The sequence below is a fragment of the Bradyrhizobium sp. ERR14 genome, from assembly GCF_014198235.1.
Classification (GTDB): Bacteria; Pseudomonadota; Alphaproteobacteria; order Rhizobiales; family Xanthobacteraceae; genus Bradyrhizobium.
This window is the reverse complement of the sequence record NZ_JACIHD010000007.1, coordinates 373,503-393,233: the sequence shown is the minus strand read 5'-3', so window position 1 is coordinate 393,233 and position 19,731 is coordinate 373,503. Positions and strand designations below refer to the sequence as shown.

Genomic DNA, 19,731 nt, shown 5'->3' with positions numbered 1-19,731 from the left:
GCGCTAGCCGCCCCTCATCACGTCGGAGAGTTTTGGCCAGGACGATGGTTCGCCATCCTGATGCGCGGGCGCCGAGGTGCGCTCGGCGGCGCGGAGCTTTGCGGAGCGCGCGCGCGGGTTATGCGCGACTTCGTCCTCACCGGCGATTACGGGCCGCCGCGTCAGGAGCTGGAAGCTCGGCGGAACCTGCGCCACCTCCGGTAAATGCCGCGAGCCGCCGCCGGTCTTGGAACGCTCGGAGAGAAAATTCTTGACGATGCGATCTTCCAGCGAATGGAAGGAGACCACGACGAGGCGTCCGCCCGGCTTGAGCACGCGCTCGGCCGCAGCGAGCGCGGTCTGGAGTTCCTCGAGCTCTTCGTTGACGAAGATGCGCAGGGCCTGGAACGTCCGCGTCGCCGGATGAATGTCGCCGGGCTTCGAGCGCACCACCCTGCCGATGAGGTCGGCGAGCGCGCGCGTGGTCGTGAACGGCGTCTCCTGACGGTCCGCGACGATGGCGCGGGCGACGCGGCGCGAATGCCGCTCCTCGCCGAGGAGATAGATGATGTCGGCGAGATCGGCTTCCGAGGCGCGGGCGACGACGTCGGCCGCGGTCGGCCCCGCCTGCCCCATCCGCATGTCGAGCGGACCGTCGAGCCGGAACGAGAAACCGCGACCGGCCTGATCGAGCTGCATCGAGGACACGCCGACGTCCATCACGACGCCGTCCACGGCCTCGACGCCCTGCGCCGCGCAGACCTCGGCAAGATTGGAGAATCGGTCCTCGACCAGCGTCAACCGGCCCGCGGAGCGTTCGACCAGCTCGGCGCCGCCTGCGATGGCGGTGCTGTCGCGGTCAATGGCGATGAGCCGGGTTCCCGGCACGTCGAGGATGGCGCGGCTATAGCCGCCGGCGCCGAAGGTGGCATCGACATAGATACCGCCATCGCGCGGGGCGAGATGGGCGATGGCCTCACGGCCAAGAACGGGAATGTGCGGAGCCGGGCTCATGCGCCAGGCCTGCTGGAGGCCCAGCCTGACGTCCAAGCGAGATTGGGGACGAACAAGCCCATGACGCCTCGAATGACTCCGTATCGCGGCGGTTCCACGACCGCACCGTCCAGCATGGTTACCGAGCCCGGTCGTCCCGGGCGGCAAACCCAATGTTCCCAGCGGAATTTGTCGGGCAGCCATGGGATTTCGAGCCAAAATACGCTTTGGCCGCCTCCGGACGCGGGTCGGCTCTTCATCCCTCAGTAACGGCCCTTAGCGTTAAGAAAGCGTTGCTCGGCTCGTGACAAGTCGAAAAGCTGATGCGGCGGTGATGCTTCATCCACACACTTGCGCCAAAATGCATCCGTTAACCGCGCTGCGCGATTGCGCGGGGTGGAGGGTAAAGGAATAGTAAAGAGAAGGGCTTGGCCCACTCTCCGTCCCACCTTGGTTTGCCTATGCCGCCGTCCGGTTCGTCCACACCGTCTGGATCTGATTCGAAGCGTCAACGCGTTCTCCCGGTTCCCAAGGCCGCGGCGAGCATGAGGGCGTTCGAGCCGGATTCCTCGATCGTGTCCGACATCATCCCCTCGCCGAACTATGGCGAGCGCAGCAAGGCACGGCAGCCCGATATGATCGTGCTGCACTATACCGGCATGCCCGATGTCGAGGGCGCGCTGGCGCGGCTGTGCACGGCCGGGACCGACGTCTCGGCGCATTACGTCGTGCTGGAGGACGGCCGCATCGTGCAATGCGTGCCCGAAACCAGGCGCGCGTGGCACGCCGGCGTCTCGTCCTGGGCCGGCGAGGACGACATCAACTCGTGCTCGATCGGCATCGAGATCATCAATCGCGGCCATGACTGGGGCTATCCGGAATATCCGCTGCGCCAGATCGCCGCCGTGATCGCGCTGTGCCGCGGCATCATGCTCCGCCGCAAGGTGCCGGCCCACCGGGTGCTCGGCCATTCCGACGTCGCGCCCGCGCGCAAGAAAGACCCCGGTGAAAAATTTCCGTGGCACTCGCTGGCCAATTCCGGCGTCGGTCACTGGGTGACGCCGGCCCCGGTCGTACGCGGCGAGACCCTGATGCTCGGCACCATCAGCGACGAGGTGCTGAGCCTGCAGCAGGCGCTCGCCAGATACGGCTACGGCGTGCCGCTGACAGGCAAATACGACGCCGCGACCATGGAGGTCGTCACCGCCTTCCAGCGCCACTTCCGCCCGGCGCGGCTGGATGGTGTCGCGGATCATTCGACGCTGTCGACATTGCAGGCCCTGCTTGCGAGCCTGCCGGCAGAGGGGACGACCGTCGCGTCAAAGTAACGGCGCTAGTTATTCATCTCGCTCACCCGCCGCGCATAGAGCCGCCGCAACGGCTCGAGCTGTGTCGCCTCCGTCGCTGCCCGATACGCCTCGCATGCTTCATCCTTGCGCCCCATTCGCCGCAACAGATCCGCGCGCACTGCGGGCAACAGCTCATAGCCGCGGAGCCCGCCTCGGGCGCTGATCGCATCGACGAGGTCGAGCGCACGTGCCGGCCCATCGACCATCGACACGGCGGCAGCGTGGTTGAGCTCGATCACCGGAGAGGGAGAGATGCGCAGCAACACCTCGTAGAGCCCGGCGATCTGCCGCCAGTCGGTCTGCTCGAAGCTCGGCGCGCGGGCATGCAGCGCGGCGATCGCGGCCTGCACAGCATAAGGCTGCGGCCGTCCGGGCACGTGCAGCGCATCCTCGACCAGGCCCAGGCCCTCCTCGATCTGCCCGCGATCCCACAGCATGCGGTCCTGCTCCTCGAGCAGCACGATATCGCCGGCCGCGGTCTCGCGTCCGGCGCGGCGCGCATCGTGCAGCAACATCAGGGCCAGCAGGCCCTTGATGCCGCCGCGATCCGGCATCAGCCGATCGAGCAAGCGGCCGAGCCGGATGGCTTCGGCCGCAAGATCAGGCCGCATCAGATCCGCGCCAGCGGTCGCGACATAGCCCTCGGTGAAGACCAGATAGATCACAGCGAGCACGCCATCGAGCCGCGGCGCCAGCGCCTCGCGCTCGGGTACCTCGTAGGGGATACCGGCGAGCCTGATCTTCTGCTTGGCGCGGACCAGCCGCTGCGCCATCGCCTCCTCGCCCACGAGAAAGGCGCGCGCGACCTGAGTGGTCGACAGCCCGCAGACGGTGCGCAGCGTCAACGCGACTTGGACCTCTGGCGCGAACGCCGGATGGCAACAGGTGAAGATCAGCCGCAGCATGTCGTCGTCAAGCGTTGTCGCCGGCTCGTCGACCGTTTGTGCGTTGAGCTCGATCTCGTGCAGGAGCGCCTGCTGCTTGCCGCGGAAGACAGCCTGGCGCCTGACACGATCGATCGCCTTGTGCCTGGCGACATTGACCAGCCAGGCGCGCGGATTGTCGGGGACCTCGCACGCCACCCAGCGTTCCAGCGCGACGGCAAAAGCATCCTGAAGCGCGTCCTCGGCGAGATCGAAATCGCCGACGAGGCGGATCAGCGTGGCCAGCGCCCGCCCCGCCTCGTCGCGGAAGATTTTGTCGATCTCGCCTGGGGTCATGCGGCGACGCGTGGCCAGGCCGTCACTTGTCGTAGACCCAGATCGGCCGCACCTCGATCGAACCGACGCGCGCGCTCGGAATCCGCGCCGCGATCTCGATCGCGGCGTCGAGATCCTTGGCCTCGATCAGATAGTAGCCACCGAGCTGCTCGCGGGTCTCCGCAAACGGTCCATCGGTCGTCAGCATCTTGCCGTCGCGCACACGCACCGTCGTCGCGGTCGTGGTCGGTCGCAGCCGATCGCCGGCCTTGAAATTGCCGTTCCGGATGATGGATTGCGTGAAGGCTTCATACTCCGCCGACATCTTCTGGCTGGTTCCGGTGTCAATCTTCGCGTACTCGGCCTCGTTCTGGTAGATCATCAGCAGATATTGCATCGCTTCACTCCTGTTGTTCGGCTGTGTCGCCGACATCCAGTCGAACGGGGCACGCAGCAAACGACATCTTCAGGATAAATTATTTCGGGCGGATCGTGGGCCGCGATATCGGCTTGACGAAACCGTCACAAATGCCCATGCGTTGTCAGTCAGTCGGCCGGACGGCCGCTCCGGCAGGTGCCGAAAGGCCGCCGGGGAGGAAAGTCCGGGCTCCCTTGACATACGGTGCCGGATAACGTCCGGCGGGGGCGACCCCAGGGAAAGTGCCACAGAGAACGAACCGCCCGCCTTCGCCCCTACGGGCTTTGGCGCGGCAAGCCCTCGGGCCTGCCGCGTCGTAGCAGCGAACGCTGCGTAGATGGGTAAGGGTGAAAAGGTGCGGTAAGAGCGCACCGCGGGTCCGGCAACGGAGCCGGCATGGCAAACCCCACCGGGAGCAAAACCGAATAGGGACGGCGTAGCGGGCTGTTCGCGCAAGCGATAACGCCGCGGGGCGATGTCAGGCCCGCCGTCCGGGTAGGTTGCTCGAGGCCATGTGCAAACATGGTCCCAGAGGAATGGCCGTCACGTATCGTTCGCGCAAGCGGACGATACCTTACAGAACCCGGCTTACAGGCCGGCTGATATTCTAAAGCGTTTTCGAGCGCTAAGGAAGCAACGAGGGGTTCGATGCTGACCGCATCGAACCCCTCACCATTTTCAGGAACGCCTTAACGTCGCCGCGCCTCAGGCCGCGCGCGTGTCCGCTTTTACCAGTACCGGCGCGAGCGCATCGGCTTCACGCCGCTGCTTGCTCACTTCAAATCCGTGCATGCCGATCTGCCATTGCAGCCCGACGATGGCACCCTTGGTCGGCTGCAGCAACGCGAGCGAGGCGAACAGCGTCACCGGCAACCACACCACGAGTTGCAGCCAGACCGCCGGCGCATACGCGGTCTCGACCGCCAGGATCGCGGGGACCACGAGATGGCCGACCAGGACGATCACGAGATAGGCGGGAAAGTCATCGGCGCGCTGGTGGAACAGCTCCTCGCCGCAATGATCGCAGCTGTTTGCGACCTTCAGGAAACGGCCGAACAGATGTCCTTCGCCGCAGTTCGGGCACTTGCCGCGAAAGCCGCGCCACATCGCCTTCGCCAGAGAGACTGAATCGGCCGCCATGACCACACCTCTTCCTTTTCGACGATCCATACAATAATCTTTTGTATCCATACATTCAAAGAATATGGACCTAAATTGCATGGATTGGACCCCGACAATCTCGGAGCTATCAGGACCGCGCTACCAGCGCATCGTCGAGGCCATGGAGGCCGACATCGCCGCCGGCCGGCTCGTGCGTGGCCAACAACTGCCGACGCAGCGCGCGCTTGCAAAGGCGCTCGACGTCGACCTCACCACGGTGACGCGCGCCTACACCGAGGCGCGGCGTCGCGGAATCATGGAGGCGCGGGTCGGACAGGGCTCGTTCGTGTCGGAGACCAGCGCGCGCCGCGCGGTCGATCTGCCGCATCCCGTCGCGATCGATCTTTCGATGAACGTGCCGCCGCATCCGCTGGAGGCGCAGCTCGACGAGCGCATCATCGCCGGGATGGAAGCGATCCGCGCGCAATCGGGCCTGACGGCGTATCTCAACTATCAGCCGCCTGGCGGCAGCGCGCATGAGCGCGAGGTCGCCGCGCGCTGGATGCGCGCACGGGTGTCGCACGCGCATGCCGACAGGCTCGTAGTCTTTCCGGGCACGCAGACGATCCTGTTCAACCTGCTCGCCCATCTGGCGCGGCCCGGCGACATCGTGCTGACGGAGGCGCTGACATTCCCCGGCATCAAGGCCGCAGCAGCGCGGCTCGGCATCAAGCTCGTCGGCGTCGCCATGGATGATGGCGGCATCCAGCCCGATGCGCTGGCAAAGGCCTGCCGCGTGCACAAGCCGAAGGCCGTCTATCTCATCCCGACGCTGCACAATCCGACCACCGCGACGCTTGTCCCCGAGCGGCGCGGCGCGATCGCAAAGATCATCCGCGATACCGGCACGATCCTGATCGAGGACGACGCCTACGGCCTGCTCGACCGCTCGGCATCGCCGATCGCCAATCTCATTCCGGAGCGGACTTATCTTGCGACCACGCTGTCAAAATGCATCGCGCCGGCGCTCCGCGTTGCCTATCTGGTGACGCCCGACAGCGAGGCGCAGCGGGAGATGCGGACGTATTTGCAGGCGACCGTGCAGATGCCGGCGCCGCTGATGGTCGCGCTGGTGACGCATTGGATCGAAAGTGGCATTGCCGATCGCATCATCACGGCCATCCGCAGCGAGGCGGTCGGCCGTCAACAGCTCGCGCAGCGCACACTGAAAGGCTTCCAGTTCCTGGCCAAGCCGGCGGCGCATCATCTGTGGCTGCGGCTGCCTGAGGACCGGCCCGATGTCGCGGCGCATCTGTTGCGGAACGGACTTGCGGTCGTCGCCGGCGATGCCTTCACGATCGATGGGACACCGCCGCATGCGGCGCGCGTCTCGCTGGGCGCGGCACGGAACAGGTCTGAATTGACGGAAGCGCTGCGCATCCTGGTCGGCGCGCTGCAGAAGCCCGCCGACACCAGACAGATCGTCTAGATCATCGACGATGACGGCGATGGGTCGAGCGCACGACCGGTGCCCCAGGCGACGGATAGGCCTGCAAAGCATATGCATCGCTGGGCGCGCCCCGCTGACCGAGAGCCGCACGCGCCGCAGGCGTGAGCTGGCCGCCATTCAGCACGTCGCGGTCGGGATGGGCGGCCTGATAGGCCGCAGGCTCTGAAAGCTGCGCCTTGGCCATTGTCGGCATCAAGGCGGCCGCCAACAGCGCGGCTGCAGCGGCGATTTCAGCGCGGGTCATGGTCATTCTCCATCGTCGCTTTCGGGGGCCGTCCGATCCGAGCGCAGATAGCGGCGGCCCCGATTTGAAGTACGACCGTCATGTAGGCGTGTCTTTCGCGAACGCCCGGCGCCGCAGATCACGCTTGCGTGCAGGGCGGATTGACTTGCACGGCAGCAAGCATGCTATGCGGGCGACGGCGATCAACAGTTCGGGATCGCCCGGCGACGAGGACATTCTGTTGGAAACGCTCACCTACGCGCTGCTGTTGCTCGGCGCATTGGCCGGCGGCTTCGTCTCGGGCCTGGCCGGGTTCGGCACGGCACTGATGGCGCTCGGCATCTGGCTCTACGTGCTGCCGCCCTCGCTCGCGGTGCCCCTGGTGCTGATCTGCTCGGTGATCGCGCAAACCTCGACGCTGCCCTCGATGTGGAAGAGCTTCGATCTCTCGCTGGTCTGGCCGTTCCTGATCGGCGGTCTGATCGGCGTGCCGCTCGGCACCATGCTGATCGCCTCCGCCGATCCAAAAGTGTTCAAGCTGAGCGTCGGCATTTTGATTCTGGTCTTTTCGAGCGCGCTCTATCTGAACAAAAGGCCGCTCGCGATCAAATTCGGCGGCCGACTCGCCGACGGCGCGATCGGCTTTGCCGGCGGTATTCTTGGCGGCCTCGCCGGGTTGTCCGGACCACTGCCGATCCTCTGGGCCAACATCCGCGGCTGGAACAAGCATGAGCGGCGCGGCATCTTTCAGCTCTTCAATTTCACGGTCCTCGCGACAGCCCTGGTGCTGCAGACCGCATCGGGCCTCGTCGAGCTCAAGGTGATCTGGCTGGCGCTGGTCGCGTTTCCCGGCACTTTGATCGGCGCCTGGGCCGGCGCGCGCGTTTATCACGCCCTCAACGACAAGCATTTTGGCGACGTCGTGCTCGGCCTGCTGTTCCTGTCGGGCCTGACCCTCGTCTGGAACAGTCTCGGCGCACTCTAATTCTGCGTCTTCCTGCCAAGCGCCATGCCGCCGGCAACACCGACGCCGAGGACGTAGATCCAGCCCGGCGTGAAGTCGAACAAATGCGTGTTGAGCAGCGAGGTCAGCATGTTCTGCACCACGACCAGTAGGCCGATCCAGCAGGCCAGCCCCGCGCCGCGAAACAGCGAGAGATGCGCAAACCAGAGCGCGTAGAGGATCAGGACACCGACGACGCCCCACTGCACGGCTACGCTGAGGGTCTGATTGTGCGGGTTGCTGACGACCTCGCCGCGCAGCGGATCGATCTTCGCATCGGCGGCCACGCTTGCGAACAGGCCGCGGATCGAGCCGGTGCCATGGCCGACCAGCGGCGCATCGGCGATGAAGCGAAGGGACTTCCTCCAGTATTCCAGACGTGAACCCATGCCGCTGACCTGACGATCCTGCACGCTCGTCTCATAATCGGCCTGAAACTTCGCAACCGTCATGCGCAGATGCGGCGACACGCCAAGGAGCAGCACGGCCAGCAGTCCCATCGCGCCCGCGGCAAGCAGCGCCGCACGCAGGCGCAGATACAGCAGCGCGAACAGCACCACCAGGATCGGCAGCGTCACCAGCGCCGTGCGCGAGACCACGACGAAGAACATGTTGGCGAGAAATCCGATCGCGAGCACCGCGAACAGCGCCGCGGTGGCGGCGTGGCGTTGTCGCAGCAGCGACACGATCGGATAGACCAGCGCGAGCGCACAGAGCGCGAATTCCTGGCTCTGGTCGATATAGTTGCGCACTGCGATCCCGCTTTCGACCCTGAAAGGCCCACGCGACAGATAGAGCTTCAGCGAGAGTGCGGGGTCGACGGCGACGGCGAAGGAATAGAGCATCAAGGCCGCGCAGGACGCCAGGAAGGCGGAAAACACCCAATGGCCGTAGGGCCAGCGCTCGAACTGGTAGATCAGGAGCGGAATGACCAGCAGTTTCGCCGCCGGCCCGATCGCGTGGATTCGCTCCGGCCATGGCGCATCCGACCAGAGCGTTCCGACGGCGGCGAGCGCGACCAGCGCGATCGGCAGCAGGCAGATCGGGCGAAGCAGCGAACGTGGAAACGCGCGAAGATCGACGAATGCGAACGCGATCAGCCAGGGTATGAGCGCGAAGATCAGCCCGGTCGTGGTCCACGGCAGCAGCAGCGCGATCAGCGCAACGAAGCGGGCTGGCGTGCGATAGCGCGCCGCCCAGATCGCGGAGAGCCATGACGCCGCCCGCGGCTCGTTCGTCACTCCGGTCATTGGCCCTTCTGCAGCCCACCATCCTCAACCGCCCGGCAAGTTAGCCGGAGCAGCCGGGATGGAACAAGCCACCGTTACGCAGGCCCGCGGGCGAGAGGCACAATGGGTTCGGCGCTCTCCTGCTCTGGGGCCTTCTCCTTCGGCGCCGGAGTCAGGCGCTTCCTGAACTCGCGGCGCAGCAACCACAGGCTCAAGCCCGCCTGCAACATTGTCGCCGCGACCGACAAATACCAGACGTACTCCATGCGAAAGCCCGGCCGCGTCGACAGCCAGATCGCCGGAAGCGAGTAGGTGAAGACGCGCGTCGCCGAGCTCAAGAGCACCGGCCTGGTGTTGCCAAGGGCCTGGAACATGCTCGAGCAGGTGAAGATCAGCCCCTGTGCGACCATGTTGAGCGAGATGATCCGCAGGAACAGGTAGGCGATGTCCATGGTCTCGCGGTCGTTCGAAAATCCGGCGAGCAGCAGCTCCGGCTTCACTTGCGCAAGGATCATGAAGCCGGTCATCACGATCGTGACGATCAAGGCGGCCTTGACGAAAGTTTCCCGCACGCGCGCAGCGTTGGCTGCGCCGACATTCTGGCCGGCGATCGGCCCGGCCGCCAGCCCGACCGCGAGCGCCGGCATGTTGATCAGGCCGAGCACGCGCTGCCCGATGCCGAAGCCGGCCTGCGCCGCCGCGCCGAAATCGCGCAGCACGTAATAGACCACCGCCATGAAGATGAACATCATCGCGAACTCGCCGCCGGCCGGCAGGCCGACATTGAGAATGCGCTTCAAATGGTGCGGCTGCGGGCGCCATTGCGCCGGATTGAAAGCGACATAGCGCTCGACCTTGCGGAAATACGCCAGCAGCACCAGCACGCCGATGGCGACCGCGATCGAGCTCGCCAGCCCCGCACCGGCAACCCCGAGCGAATGACCGGTGCCCCAGCCCGTGATCAGGACCGGCGCCAGCGCGATATTGATGGCCACAGCAAACGCCTGCACCAGCATGGTGGGACGCACGATACCGGTCGCGCGCAACGCAGCCCCCATGACTTGGGTCGCGAACTGCAGCGCGAGCGCCGGCATGAACCACAGCAGATAAGTGGTCCCGGCCTCGATCGTGGCCTGGTCCGCTGCGATCGAACGCATGTAGGCGCGCGACAGCGCGGCACCTGCGAGCAGGGTCGACAGTCCGAACAGCACCGACAGCACGATCGCCTGGTTGAAGATCAGATTCGCATCCGGCCGGTCCTTGCGTCCCACGGCATGCGCGATCAGTGCCCCCGCGCCGACACCGAGCACCTGCATCAGCCCGTTGACGAGAAAGCCAGCATTGCCGGCCGCGGCGACGCCCGCCACGGCGGCATCGCCCAGGCCCGACACGAAGTACAGATCGACCAGTTGGCAGATCATGATCGAGATCATGCCGGCCATGATCGGAGGTGCCATGGCCAGGATGTGTCTTACGATGGAGCCGTTCGTCAGGTCTTTCATCTCATTCCATCCTTGACGCATTCCTTGACGAATTCCTTGGCGGCGTGACAGCGGGACGTTCGCCCCGCTGCCGCCCCCTCACTCCGCCGCTGCGACGCGCCCGAGCTCCACCACCTGGCGCTCGAACAGGCCGCGATAGATGCCTGCAGGCTTGCTCGCGAGCACGGCGTGGGTGCCCTGCTCGACGACCTCGCCGCGGTCGAACACCAGGATGCGATCGAGGCTGCGCACCGTCGACAGCCGGTGCGCGATCACGATCGAGGTGCGGCCCTTCATCAGCCGCTCCATCGCCTCCTGGATCAGCGCCTCCGATTCCGAATCGAGGCTCGAGGTCGCCTCGTCCAGGATCAGCACCGGCGCATCCGCCAGGAACGCGCGCGCCAGCGCCACGCGCTGCCGCTCGCCGCCCGACAGCTTCACGCCGCGCTCGCCGACCAGCGTGCCGTAGCCCTTGGGCAGGCGCAGGATGAAGTCGTGCGCGTTCGCAAGCCGCGCCGCCTGCTCGATCGCCTCGAGGCTGGCGCCGGGCCGGCCATAGGCGATGTTCTCGGCGAGCGAGCGGTGAAACAGGATCGGATCCTGCTGCACGATCGCGATCTGGCTGCGCAGCGATTGCTGCGTCGCCATAGCGATGTCCTGCCCGTCGATCAGCACATGGCCGCCGGTGACGTCGTAGAGCCGCTGCACCAGTTTGACGAAGGTCGTCTTGCCGGAGCCGGAGCGTCCGACGAGGCCGACACGTTCACCGGCCCGGATCGTCACCGACAGCCCGTCATAGAGCGGCGCGCGATGGCCGCCATAGTGGAACGTCACGTCGTCGAACACGATCTCGCCGCCCTCGATCGCGATCGGCCGCGCATCGGTTGCATCGGCGATGCCGATGGGCTCGGCATGGATCGCCACCAGCTCGTCCATGTCGTTGACCGAGCGCTGGAGGTTGTTGATGTGCATGCCGACGTCACGCAAATAGGCGTGGATGATGTAGTAGCTGGTCAGCACATAAGTCACGTCGCCAGGCGAGGCGCGTCCAGACATCCACAACAGCACCGCGCCGCCGATCACGGACGTGCGGAGGCAGAGCAGCAGCGACAGCTGCGCCATGGACGTGTAGTTGTAGCGCAGCCAGGTCCGCCGCACCCGCACGCGCCATCGGTTGATGACGCGGGCGAGCCGCGTATCCTCGCGCGCTTCCGCGCCGAACGACTTCACCACCGCGTTGCAGGTCAGGGCATCCGCAAGCGTGCCGCCGACCTTGGTGTCCCAGGCATTGGAGACTCGGGCGGCCGGAGCGATGTAGCGCGTCGAGAACACGACGGTGATGGTGACGTAGAAGAACGCGCCGACCGCGATCACCACGCCGAGCGAAGCCCAGTGCATCCCGATCAGGACCATCGAGCCGATCAACACCAGCAGCGAGGGCGCCAACGCCATCAGGATGGTGTCGTTGAGCAGGTCGAGCGCCCACATGCCGCGCGTGATCTTGCGCACGGTGGAGCCCGCGAAGGAGTTTGCGTGCCAGTCGGTGGAGAAACGCTGCACACGGATGAAGGCCTCCTGTGCGACGTCCGACATGGTCTTGAGCGTGAACGGCACGATCGCCTGCAGGCCGGCCAGCCGCAGCGCCACGGAGGCTGCGCCCAGCGCCACGATGGCGCCGAAGGCAACCAGGGCGGCATGCCGCGCATCGGGATCGGACGGGCCACGCGTCAGCGCATCGACCAGCCGGCCCGAGAAGACCGGCATGAACAGGTCGGCAATGGTCGCACCCAGCAGGCCGCCGGCCACGATGAGCCCCCGTCCCGGCTGCTTCAGCCAGTGCCGGAATACGAAGGGCAGCACCAGGCGGATCGCCGCGGGCTTTTTTGACAGAGCGGTCATGACATCATCCGGCCGCCTTTGGCGCGGGCCGGCTCCATCGATGGACGCAGGCCGGCCGCGAGGGCCGAGACGGCGTCACTTAAGGTTGGCTTTGGCTTGGGAAAGAAAGCGATCGGGACGCTTGGTCGAAAACTTGGCCCAATCGAAACTGGCGGAGGAGGCCTCTAACAGGCCGCGTACATACCGAACCAGAACATCATCGAGCGCGGGCGTACGATCTGCGAAAGCGACGAAATCATGCAAATCTCTCCCCGGTTCGAGTGAATGAGGTGCGCTTTATAGATGTGTCGTTTGCGACTTGCAACGGGGCTCGCGCGAGATCACGGATGAGTGTTGCAATTTGGTGCGCGCGGCCTTGGTGCGCTCCACAGCCGCCCCGCCCTCCGCCGTGATGCTCCGCGAAAGCGGGGCATCCAGTACGCCGCGGCGGATGTGGTGAGAGCGAGTTCACCAACGCCGGCCTCTGGAAAACTGGATCGTCCGGTCAAGCCAGACGATGACACCGCGTGTGTGGCAAGATCAATGCGCGTCGCCGCCGCCGCCGGTCAGTGGGGCCGGCTTGCTCAGCAGTGTCACCAGCAGGCTGAGGCCGAGATAGAACAGCGTCAGCACGAAGAAGGCATCGCCGAAGCTCATTACGACGGCCTGGCGGTGCACGAGCTGGGAGAGCTGCTTCATCGCCATCAGCGTGGAATCGCCGAGGCCCTGGAACTTCTGCATGAACATGGTCAGAGTTTCAGTCGCCGACGCATTGCCCCAGGTCACGCGCTCCTGCAGGCGGGTGATGTGCAAATCGGTGCGGTCGTTGAGCACGGTGTTGATGACCGCGAGTCCGACCGCGCCGCCGAGATTGCGCATCAGGTTGAACAGGCCGGAGGCGTTCTTCACCCTATCAGGCGCCAGCGTGCCGAGCGCGATGTTGTTGGTGGGCACCATCGCGAACATCATGCCGACGCCGCGCAGGATCTGCGGCACCAGCAGCTCGTAGAAATCGTAGTCGCGCGTGATCCAGGTCATCTGGTAGGAGCCGATCGCGAACACGACGAGGCCGAATGCGATCATGTAGCGCATGTCGAGCTTCACCATGAGGCGGCCGACCAGCGGCGCGACCAGGAACATCGTGATCCCGGAGACGAACATGGTCTCGCCGATCATCAGCGCGCTGTAGCCGCGCACTTCGGCGAGATAGCGCGGATAAATGTAGGTCAGGCCGTAGAGGCCGATGCCGATGCAGAACTGCAGCACGCAGCCGATCGCGAAATTGCGGTTGGAGAAGGTGCGCAGGTTGACGATCGGCTCGGCCGCCGTGAAGACGCGCCAGAAGAAGGCGATGGCCGAGATCGCGCAGATCCAGGCGCAGATTGCGACCGAGGTATCCTGCATCCATTCATATTGCGGCCCCTCCTCCAGCACATATTCCAGCGTGCCGAGGAAGCCGGCCATGAACAAGAGACCCCACCAGTCGAAGCGGTCGAGCAGCTCGAAATGCGGCTCGTCGAAATCGACCAGCGCCAGCACGCCCAGGGTGATGCCGATGCCGGGTACGACGTTGATGAAGAACAGCCAGTTCCACGACATCAGGTCGGTGATGTAACCGCCGACCGTCGGCCCGATGGTTGGGGCCAGCGTCGCGACCAGCCCGATGATGGGACCGACGATGTGAAATTTCGTGCGCGGGAACACGGTGTAGGCCGAGGCGAACACCGTCGGGATCATTCCGGCGCCGAGGAAACCCTGCAGCGCGCGCCAGAGGATCATCTCCTCGATGGTGGTGGCGAAGCCGCAGAGCAGGCTCGACGCAGTGAATCCGGCCGCCGAGATTGCGAACAACAACCGCGTGCCGAAGGCGCGCGACAGGAATCCGGACAGCGGGATCGCAATGACCTCGGCGATCAGATAGGCGGTCTGAACCCAGGAGACCTCGCTGGAGCTCGCTGACAATCCGGCCTGGATTTCGCTCAGCGAGGCCGAGACGATCTGGATGTCCAGGATCGACATGAACATCCCGAACACCATGATAATGAACGCGAACAGCCGCTTCGGCGCGATGCGCTCCGAAGCGGGATCGGCCATCATGGCAGGCGAAGCGGTGGTGGCGTTGGCCATGGTCTGACCTCGCAGCGCTCAGGTTGTGGCTACTGCGGGTGGATCGCGGTGGGATCGTCGAGGTCGACCTCGCTGTCGGCGTCGGCCGCGCCCTTGTTGGTGTCGACGGTTGCATAGACCGACATGCCGGCACGAAGCAGGTTCTGCTTCGCCACCGACTTCGGCACGCGGATGCGGACCGGCACGCGCTGCACGATCTTGGTGAAATTGCCGGTGGCGTTGTCGGGCGGCAGCAGAGTGAACACCGAGCCCGCACCCGCCGCAATGCTGTCGACGACACCGGAGAACTTGCGCATGCCGTAGGCATCGACCTTGATCGTCACCGATTGGCCGGGACGGATGCGCTTGAGCTGCGTTTCCTTGAAATTGGCGTCGATATAGACGGCGTCCAGCGGCACGATGTTGCCGAGGCGCTGACCGACCGCGACGAAGTCGCCGGTGTTGACGAGGCGATTGGAGAACGTGCCGTCGACCGGCGCGCGCACCGCGGTGAAGGCGAGGTCGCGCTCGGCCTTGGCGAGCGTGGTCTTGAGCTCGGCGAGCTGGGCCTGCGCTTCGGCCTGCTGCGCTTTGGCGACATCGACATTGCTGATTGCAACGTCGTAGGCGGCCTGCGCGGCCTTGACCGCAGCGGCGCCCTGGTCGCGTCCGGCTTCCGAGCTCTCGAAGGTGGCGCGCGAGGCAAACCCCTTGTTGCTCAGGGCCTGCTGGCGCTCATAGTCGAGATCGGCGCGCTTGAGGCCGGCCTCAGCCGAGACGAGCTGTGCCTTGGCCTGCGCCACCTGGCTGTCGAGCGCGGCGACCTGGCGGCCGATGCGATCGATGGTGGCCTGCTGGGTCGCGATCCTGGTCGCGGCGGCATCGACCGCGATCTTGTAGTCACCCTCGTCGATGCGGAAGATAATGTCGCCCGCTTTCACGGTCGTGTTGTCGCCGGCAAGGATCGAGGCGATGTGGCCGGAGACGCGCGCGCCCAGCATGGTGTTGTTGGCGCGGACATAGGCGTCATCGGTGGAAATGTAGAAGCGGCCAACCAGCGTGTAGTAGCCGGCATAGCTCGCGGCCGCGAGCGCCAGCAGGAGGCCGACGCCCATCAGGACGAACTTGCGCTTGCCGGATTTGGGAGCGCCGGCAGCGGGTGCCTCCGGCGCAGATGCGGCCGGCTTGTCGGTCGCGGGCTTCTCCGGCGCCTCGGCAGTGCGGCGCTTGGCTTCCTCGGCCAATTGAGCGCGCAATTGCTCGGCAAGGGGGGCAGCGTTCTCGATCGCGGCATCACCGTCCGCGTGCTCCTCCACCGTTTCCTGGCGAAGGACGCGCGCGGCCTGGTCTCTCGATACGGCCATAAAGGCCTCCCCAAAAAAGCGCGATCAAAGGGACAGCCGGCGTGCGGCCTGTTCCCTCTCGCTAATCCAAATATCATTGACCGAACGGTTCGGTCAATATACATAATAATCCCGGCCGGACCCTACTGACGAGAATCCTTTATTCGGGTTTCATGGCCGCAAACCCGACTCAAAAACCTGCCGAGACCCTGAACCAATGGTTGTAGCCGGCCGCGATCATCTGCACGTCATCCAGGAGGAGGACGGCTCCAAACGTCGCCAGATCCTGGATGGCGCCCGCAAAGTGTTCATGGATCTCGGCTTCGACGGCGCCAGCATGGGCGAGATCGCGCGCGCCGCGCAGGTCTCCAAGGGCACGCTCTACGTCTACTTCGCCGACAAAAGCGCGCTGTTCGAAGCCATCCTCGAGCAGGAGGCGCTCCAGTTCGGCCAGGTCGTGTTCAATTTCGATCCCGCGCGCGATGCCGAGACCACGCTGAAGGAGTTCGGCCGGGCCTACATCCACTTGCTCTGCCGGCCCGGCGGCGGATCGGCGATCCGCACCGTGATGGCGATCGCCGAGCGCATGCCCGATGTCGGCCGCCGCTATTATGCGCGAGTGCTGGACAAGACCATCAACCGCCTCTCCGATTATCTCAAGATCCATGTCGCCTCCGGCGATCTCAGGATCGACGATTGCGACCTCGCAGCGTCGCAGTTCATGGAGCTGTGCAAGGCCTCGCTGTTCCTGCCCTTCGTGTTCCAGGCCGCGCCCGCGCCGTCGGAAGAGCGCATGACCGAGGTGGTCGACAGCGCGACGCGGATGTTCCTGGCCGCGTATAAGGCGAAGTAGCGGCGCGTTGCGCAGACCAGTCAGGCGGCCCTATATTTGCGGCCATGTCCCGTGATCTTCGCCCGCCCGTCGATATCCTCCATTACGAGATCGTCCAGGAACAGGCCTCCGCGCTTGGACGAATGGGCCGCTCACTCGAACAGGCGCTGACGCGCTTGCGCGAGTTCGACGCCGCGCACCCCTCCTCGGAGGCGCCGGCCTCGCTGCAGCCGGCCAGGCGCAAGCTGGTGGCGGAAGCCGGCCAGGCGCTCTGGATGTTCGTGGTGCAGCGTGAGGCGTCCGGTCTGCGCGACAGCCGCCATATCATGCGAACCTACAACGTGCCGGGCGAGGTGCAGCTCTGCATGGGGCTGGTCCCCGCACCGGCGAAGCCGAAGTAGATCGTAGCCTCCGTGAGCGCAGCTACAAGAGCAACTGCTCCGTCTAATCGTCGGCGTAGTCGTCTTCCTCGCGCTTGTGCCCCGTGCTCTTGCGCGCACCGAGCGAGCCGGTCACGGAAGGCTCGCGCGCATTCGCGTACGGCCTGCGCGACTGCGCACGCGAGGCGACCTCTTCACCGGAGACGGCGGCGGGCTGACAGATCAGACGGCGGCTGGCACGGCGCATCAGATCGACGTGGATGTGATCGTAGTGATAGACGTTCGACCCCGGCGCGAGCACCGTGGTGAAATGCGCGCAGGCACCCGACTGCACGTCGCGCAAAAATCCCTGCTCCTCCGGCATGCCGCGCCAGCCATCCTTCACGGTAACGCGGCGGCCGTCGGCGAGCACGAAGGCGGAAATGTCGAGCGCGTTGCCGAAGGCGTGTTCGGAGATGTGAGAATGCGGATTGCCGTTCATGCCGCGGCAGGAATAGGCGGAGATCTGCTTGATCTCGGCGACGCGGACGCCGAACCAGCGCATCGCGGAGGGCTGCACGGTGTCGGCGAGCCAGCGGTCGAGCTCGGACACGATCGGACAGGCGAGCGTCGCGGTCGGCTTGATCGCGACCGGACCGACGGCCGTGACGGGATTGCCCTGCGCCGGGCCAAGGCGCGGCGGCAGCTGCTGCGCAGGCGCCTGGGAGTAAGGTGCAGGCCGCGCCGGATAGCTCGGCGCATTCATGTAGCGTGCCGCGCCCGCGGCGTCGGTGCCATCGGGCGGCAGGTCGATCTCGTCCTCCTGCGCCGCCACGCCGGGCGCGTTCAGTGACACCGGCCCGGTCGAGCTGCCATAGCCGGAGGGTTGGCGCACCGCGCTTTCGGGATAGTTCGATCGTTGCGGATTGGACGATGCCGGATAATTCTGGCTCTGGGGGTAATTCGACCGCGGCTGCGTCACCGGCCAGCGCGGCTGGCCGCCGATGCTGCCCGGCGGGCGCAGCTCCTCGTCGGCAAAGCCGTAACTGCTCGAGGCTTCGCCGATGGCGGCGACCTTGAGCGGAAACTCGGCGCCGCACATGCCGGGCCCGGAGATCGGGTCGATGCGGACGAGATCCGGCCCCTCTTTCACCGCGCCCGATTTCAGGCATGCGGCTTCGGCCTCGGCCCGCCACGGTTCGCGTTCGGCCTGGAAGAAGCCGCGTCCGCAACCCGCTAGCGAAACAAGGACGATGGAGCCGACGAGATACAAACGAACTCCGCGCGTCATGCACGCACGTTCGGTGAATTTACTTAAAGACTCTTCAACACGTTGATTTCAGAGTTCTTTAACCATACGGGCCGGTGCGCGCCCGGAGCCGGCAGGACCGAGCGACAGCAAGCCTGACTTTTTCGCGAGGAGACTCTCTGTTAACCATAATGCCCGCGCGCAAAGCGGCGCGCATGGAGGGAGCGACCTCATGACGTTCGCCGGGAGACTGAGCGTAGTCACCGCGTACCTCGCCATGGCGTTCGTTGGCGCCATCGTGCTCGGCATGATCTAGCATCGATCAACCACATCGCGGCCGCTTACCCTCCCTGGAGGGGGAGGGTCGGCTCACATGAAGCGCAGCGGAATGTGAGACGGGGTGGGGTGACAGTCTCTCCTTTGCGCGATCGACCCTCCCCCTCCAGGGGAGGGTAAGAGAAACGCTACGACCGCGCACTCCATTGCCGCGATGTCGTGATCAGTTGCTCTCGCGGCGCCTCGATCCGCGTCCAGTCATTGCCGGAGCACCAGAAACGGCCGAGCGCACAGGCTTCGACATGGAGCCTGCCGGAGCTCTTCAGCGTCATGGTCGCGTAATAGGTGTTGCCGCTGGAGCGGCTGTAGATGTTGCCGGTCCAGACGTCGTGCGACTTCGGCTTCATGTTGACGAGCACGCTCTCGCCGCGGCTCGACGTCTCCGTCAGCGCGTAACCGCACAATGCAGGACCACAGCGCTCGATGCGGACCGTGCCCTTGGCGCCGGGGCTCTCCCATTCGCCGAGCGGCATATAGGCCGGCTCGTCGTCGCTGGGCTGTGCGACCGTTGCGGTGTGCTTGATCTCGGGACTCGGGAAGGGCGGCGGCTCCAGGCGCGGCGGCAGGTCGACCCGCGGTGGATTGAGGTTCGACGCCGCGAGTGTCGGCGTCTCGACCCCGGTCGGCGGCACGACAACGGGCTGCGACGTCGTGGCGGCGACAACAGGGCCGGTCGGCGCTGGCGATGCCGCGACGACGCTCGCTTGCGCCGGTTTGACCGGCGCCGGGGGATAGGCCGGCTGCAGCGCCGCGACCGCAGGCGGCGCGGCTGACGTCGTGTTGACGTCCTCTGTCGGTCGAAGGCTGCGGCTGGACACCGAAACACAAGAAGCAGACCGGCAATTGCGCGGCGACTCAACGCGGAAGCGGTGACCGCCGATCGAGAAAGAATAGGAGCCGGCCACGGCCGCGGGCGTGATCGCCATCAGTGCGATCAAGGTGCCAAGCGAAGTCGCAAGCCGTTTCATCCACACCTCCTTGAGTGTCGCCACGAGCTTACGCAAAGGCGTTGCCGCTGAATGTGCGCTGCCTCACCCAGACGGCGCGCATCGTTGTGACCCCCATCACAGAACGGCCGGCCGGTCCGGCGTAGGGTCGAACCACGCTTCATCCACCAGCGACTTCAGTCCATCGGGATCACGC

General features: G+C 65.6%; 17 protein-coding genes and 1 other RNA gene. 6 read left to right on the top strand and 12 right to left on the bottom strand.

Annotation, left to right across the window (positions count from 1 at the left end; all coding sequences use genetic code 11):
* Window positions 1–3: 3 nt before the first annotated feature.
* The gene (gene rsmH, locus GGD62_RS22240) at window positions 4–993 is read right to left on the bottom strand and encodes a 16S rRNA (cytosine(1402)-N(4))-methyltransferase RsmH (protein WP_183710205.1); all 990 of its coding nucleotides are present in this window, start codon (window positions 991–993) and stop codon (window positions 4–6) included.
* Between the two features lie 524 nt (window positions 994–1,517).
* Here rsmH and GGD62_RS22235 point away from each other — a divergent pair.
* Window positions 1,518–2,300, top strand: coding sequence for an N-acetylmuramoyl-L-alanine amidase (locus GGD62_RS22235; RefSeq protein ID WP_092253477.1), 783 nt, complete (start codon window positions 1,518–1,520; stop codon window positions 2,298–2,300).
* Window positions 2,301–2,305: 5 nt separating this feature from the next.
* On the opposite strand, the gene GGD62_RS22230 is transcribed toward GGD62_RS22235, so the two are convergent.
* Both GGD62_RS22230 and GGD62_RS22225 read right to left on the bottom strand, forming a co-directional pair.
* Window positions 2,306–3,541: an RNA polymerase sigma factor gene (locus tag GGD62_RS22230; RefSeq protein WP_183710203.1), complete on the bottom strand. Its 1,236-nt coding sequence runs from the start codon at window positions 3,539–3,541 to the stop codon at window positions 2,306–2,308.
* A gap of 22 nt (window positions 3,542–3,563) precedes the next feature.
* Complete coding sequence (locus GGD62_RS22225) at window positions 3,564–3,917, bottom strand: YciI family protein (protein WP_026202052.1); 354 nt, start codon at window positions 3,915–3,917, stop codon at window positions 3,564–3,566.
* A gap of 149 nt (window positions 3,918–4,066) precedes the next feature.
* On the opposite strand from GGD62_RS22225, the gene rnpB reads away from it, so the two are divergent.
* An RNA gene (gene rnpB / locus GGD62_RS22220) (RNase P RNA component class A) lies at window positions 4,067–4,545 on the top strand.
* A gap of 98 nt (window positions 4,546–4,643) precedes the next feature.
* On the opposite strand, the gene GGD62_RS22215 is transcribed toward rnpB, so the two are convergent.
* On the bottom strand, window positions 4,644–5,108 hold the full coding sequence (locus GGD62_RS22215; RefSeq protein WP_183710201.1) for a DUF983 domain-containing protein: 465 nt from the start codon (window positions 5,106–5,108) through the stop codon (window positions 4,644–4,646).
* 49 nt (window positions 5,109–5,157) lie between these two features.
* Here GGD62_RS22215 and GGD62_RS22210 point away from each other — a divergent pair, with 49 nt between their 5' ends.
* The gene (locus GGD62_RS22210; protein ID WP_183710199.1) at window positions 5,158–6,528 is read left to right on the top strand and encodes a PLP-dependent aminotransferase family protein; all 1,371 of its coding nucleotides are present in this window, start codon (window positions 5,158–5,160) and stop codon (window positions 6,526–6,528) included.
* Window position 6,529: 1 nt separating this feature from the next.
* Here GGD62_RS22210 and GGD62_RS22205 read toward each other — a convergent pair whose 3' ends face one another.
* Window positions 6,530–6,793, bottom strand: a complete 264-nt coding sequence (locus tag GGD62_RS22205) for a hypothetical protein (RefSeq protein ID WP_183710197.1) — start codon at window positions 6,791–6,793, stop codon at window positions 6,530–6,532.
* A 220-nt stretch (window positions 6,794–7,013) separates the two neighbouring features.
* Between GGD62_RS22205 and GGD62_RS22200 the strand changes: the two genes are divergently transcribed.
* Entirely contained in the window at window positions 7,014–7,757 is a 744-nt protein-coding gene (locus tag GGD62_RS22200) for a sulfite exporter TauE/SafE family protein (protein WP_179736387.1), read from the top strand.
* Here the strand turns inward: GGD62_RS22200 and GGD62_RS22195 are convergent.
* The 5 genes from GGD62_RS22195 to GGD62_RS22175 all read right to left on the bottom strand — a co-directional run bounded on the left by GGD62_RS22195 (window position 7,754) and on the right by GGD62_RS22175 (window position 15,833).
* The gene (locus GGD62_RS22195; protein ID WP_183710195.1) at window positions 7,754–9,025 is read right to left on the bottom strand and encodes an O-antigen ligase; all 1,272 of its coding nucleotides are present in this window, start codon (window positions 9,023–9,025) and stop codon (window positions 7,754–7,756) included. The two genes, GGD62_RS22200 and GGD62_RS22195, sit on opposite strands and share 4 nt — an antisense overlap.
* 74 nt (window positions 9,026–9,099) lie before the next feature.
* The gene (locus tag GGD62_RS22190) at window positions 9,100–10,506 is read right to left on the bottom strand and encodes an MATE family efflux transporter (RefSeq protein WP_183710194.1); all 1,407 of its coding nucleotides are present in this window, start codon (window positions 10,504–10,506) and stop codon (window positions 9,100–9,102) included.
* A gap of 78 nt (window positions 10,507–10,584) precedes the next feature.
* Entirely contained in the window at window positions 10,585–12,384 is a 1,800-nt protein-coding gene (locus tag GGD62_RS22185; RefSeq protein ID WP_183710193.1) for an ABC transporter ATP-binding protein, read from the bottom strand.
* Between the two features lie 519 nt (window positions 12,385–12,903).
* Window positions 12,904–14,490, bottom strand: coding sequence for a DHA2 family efflux MFS transporter permease subunit (locus GGD62_RS22180; RefSeq protein WP_183710192.1), 1,587 nt, complete (start codon window positions 14,488–14,490; stop codon window positions 12,904–12,906).
* 29 nt (window positions 14,491–14,519) lie between these two features.
* Window positions 14,520–15,833: an HlyD family secretion protein gene (locus GGD62_RS22175; RefSeq protein WP_183710191.1), complete on the bottom strand. Its 1,314-nt coding sequence runs from the start codon at window positions 15,831–15,833 to the stop codon at window positions 14,520–14,522.
* Between the two features lie 196 nt (window positions 15,834–16,029).
* Between GGD62_RS22175 and GGD62_RS22170 the strand changes: the two genes are divergently transcribed.
* Together GGD62_RS22170 and GGD62_RS22165 are read left to right on the top strand one after the other, a co-directional pair.
* On the top strand, window positions 16,030–16,665 hold the full coding sequence (locus GGD62_RS22170) for a TetR/AcrR family transcriptional regulator (protein WP_183257579.1): 636 nt from the start codon (window positions 16,030–16,032) through the stop codon (window positions 16,663–16,665).
* 44 nt (window positions 16,666–16,709) lie between these two features.
* On the top strand, window positions 16,710–17,045 hold the full coding sequence (locus tag GGD62_RS22165) for a DUF6665 family protein (protein WP_018318654.1): 336 nt from the start codon (window positions 16,710–16,712) through the stop codon (window positions 17,043–17,045).
* Between the two features lie 43 nt (window positions 17,046–17,088).
* Here GGD62_RS22165 and GGD62_RS22160 read toward each other — a convergent pair whose 3' ends face one another.
* Complete coding sequence (locus tag GGD62_RS22160; protein WP_183710190.1) at window positions 17,089–18,294, bottom strand: extensin family protein; 1,206 nt, start codon at window positions 18,292–18,294, stop codon at window positions 17,089–17,091.
* Between the two features lie 422 nt (window positions 18,295–18,716).
* A complete protein-coding gene (locus tag GGD62_RS22155) occupies window positions 18,717–19,556 on the bottom strand; it encodes a DUF2147 domain-containing protein (protein ID WP_183710189.1) in 840 nt (279 codons plus the stop codon).
* Window positions 19,557–19,731 lie beyond the last annotated feature (175 nt).

Coding starts and splice junctions, on each gene's coding strand:
- rsmH (WP_183710205.1), bottom strand. CDS start 993: ATGAGCCCGGCTCCGCACATTCCCGTTCTTGGCCGTGAGGCCATCGCC.
- GGD62_RS22235 (WP_092253477.1), top strand. CDS start 1,518: ATGAGGGCGTTCGAGCCGGATTCCTCGATCGTGTCCGACATCATCCCC.
- GGD62_RS22230 (WP_183710203.1), bottom strand. CDS start 3,541: ATGACCCCAGGCGAGATCGACAAAATCTTCCGCGACGAGGCGGGGCGG.
- GGD62_RS22225 (WP_026202052.1), bottom strand. CDS start 3,917: ATGCAATATCTGCTGATGATCTACCAGAACGAGGCCGAGTACGCGAAG.
- GGD62_RS22215 (WP_183710201.1), bottom strand. CDS start 5,108: ATGGATCGTCGAAAAGGAAGAGGTGTGGTCATGGCGGCCGATTCAGTC.
- GGD62_RS22210 (WP_183710199.1), top strand. CDS start 5,158: ATGGATTGGACCCCGACAATCTCGGAGCTATCAGGACCGCGCTACCAG.
- GGD62_RS22205 (WP_183710197.1), bottom strand. CDS start 6,793: ATGACCCGCGCTGAAATCGCCGCTGCAGCCGCGCTGTTGGCGGCCGCC.
- GGD62_RS22195 (WP_183710195.1), bottom strand. CDS start 9,025: ATGACCGGAGTGACGAACGAGCCGCGGGCGGCGTCATGGCTCTCCGCG.
- GGD62_RS22190 (WP_183710194.1), bottom strand. CDS start 10,506: ATGAAAGACCTGACGAACGGCTCCATCGTAAGACACATCCTGGCCATG.
- GGD62_RS22185 (WP_183710193.1), bottom strand. CDS start 12,384: ATGACCGCTCTGTCAAAAAAGCCCGCGGCGATCCGCCTGGTGCTGCCC.
- GGD62_RS22180 (WP_183710192.1), bottom strand. CDS start 14,490: ATGGCCAACGCCACCACCGCTTCGCCTGCCATGATGGCCGATCCCGCT.
- GGD62_RS22175 (WP_183710191.1), bottom strand. CDS start 15,833: ATGGCCGTATCGAGAGACCAGGCCGCGCGCGTCCTTCGCCAGGAAACG.
- GGD62_RS22170 (WP_183257579.1), top strand. CDS start 16,030: ATGGTTGTAGCCGGCCGCGATCATCTGCACGTCATCCAGGAGGAGGAC.
- GGD62_RS22165 (WP_018318654.1), top strand. CDS start 16,710: ATGTCCCGTGATCTTCGCCCGCCCGTCGATATCCTCCATTACGAGATC.
- GGD62_RS22160 (WP_183710190.1), bottom strand. CDS start 18,294: ATGACGCGCGGAGTTCGTTTGTATCTCGTCGGCTCCATCGTCCTTGTT.
- GGD62_RS22155 (WP_183710189.1), bottom strand. CDS start 19,556: ATGAAACGGCTTGCGACTTCGCTTGGCACCTTGATCGCACTGATGGCG.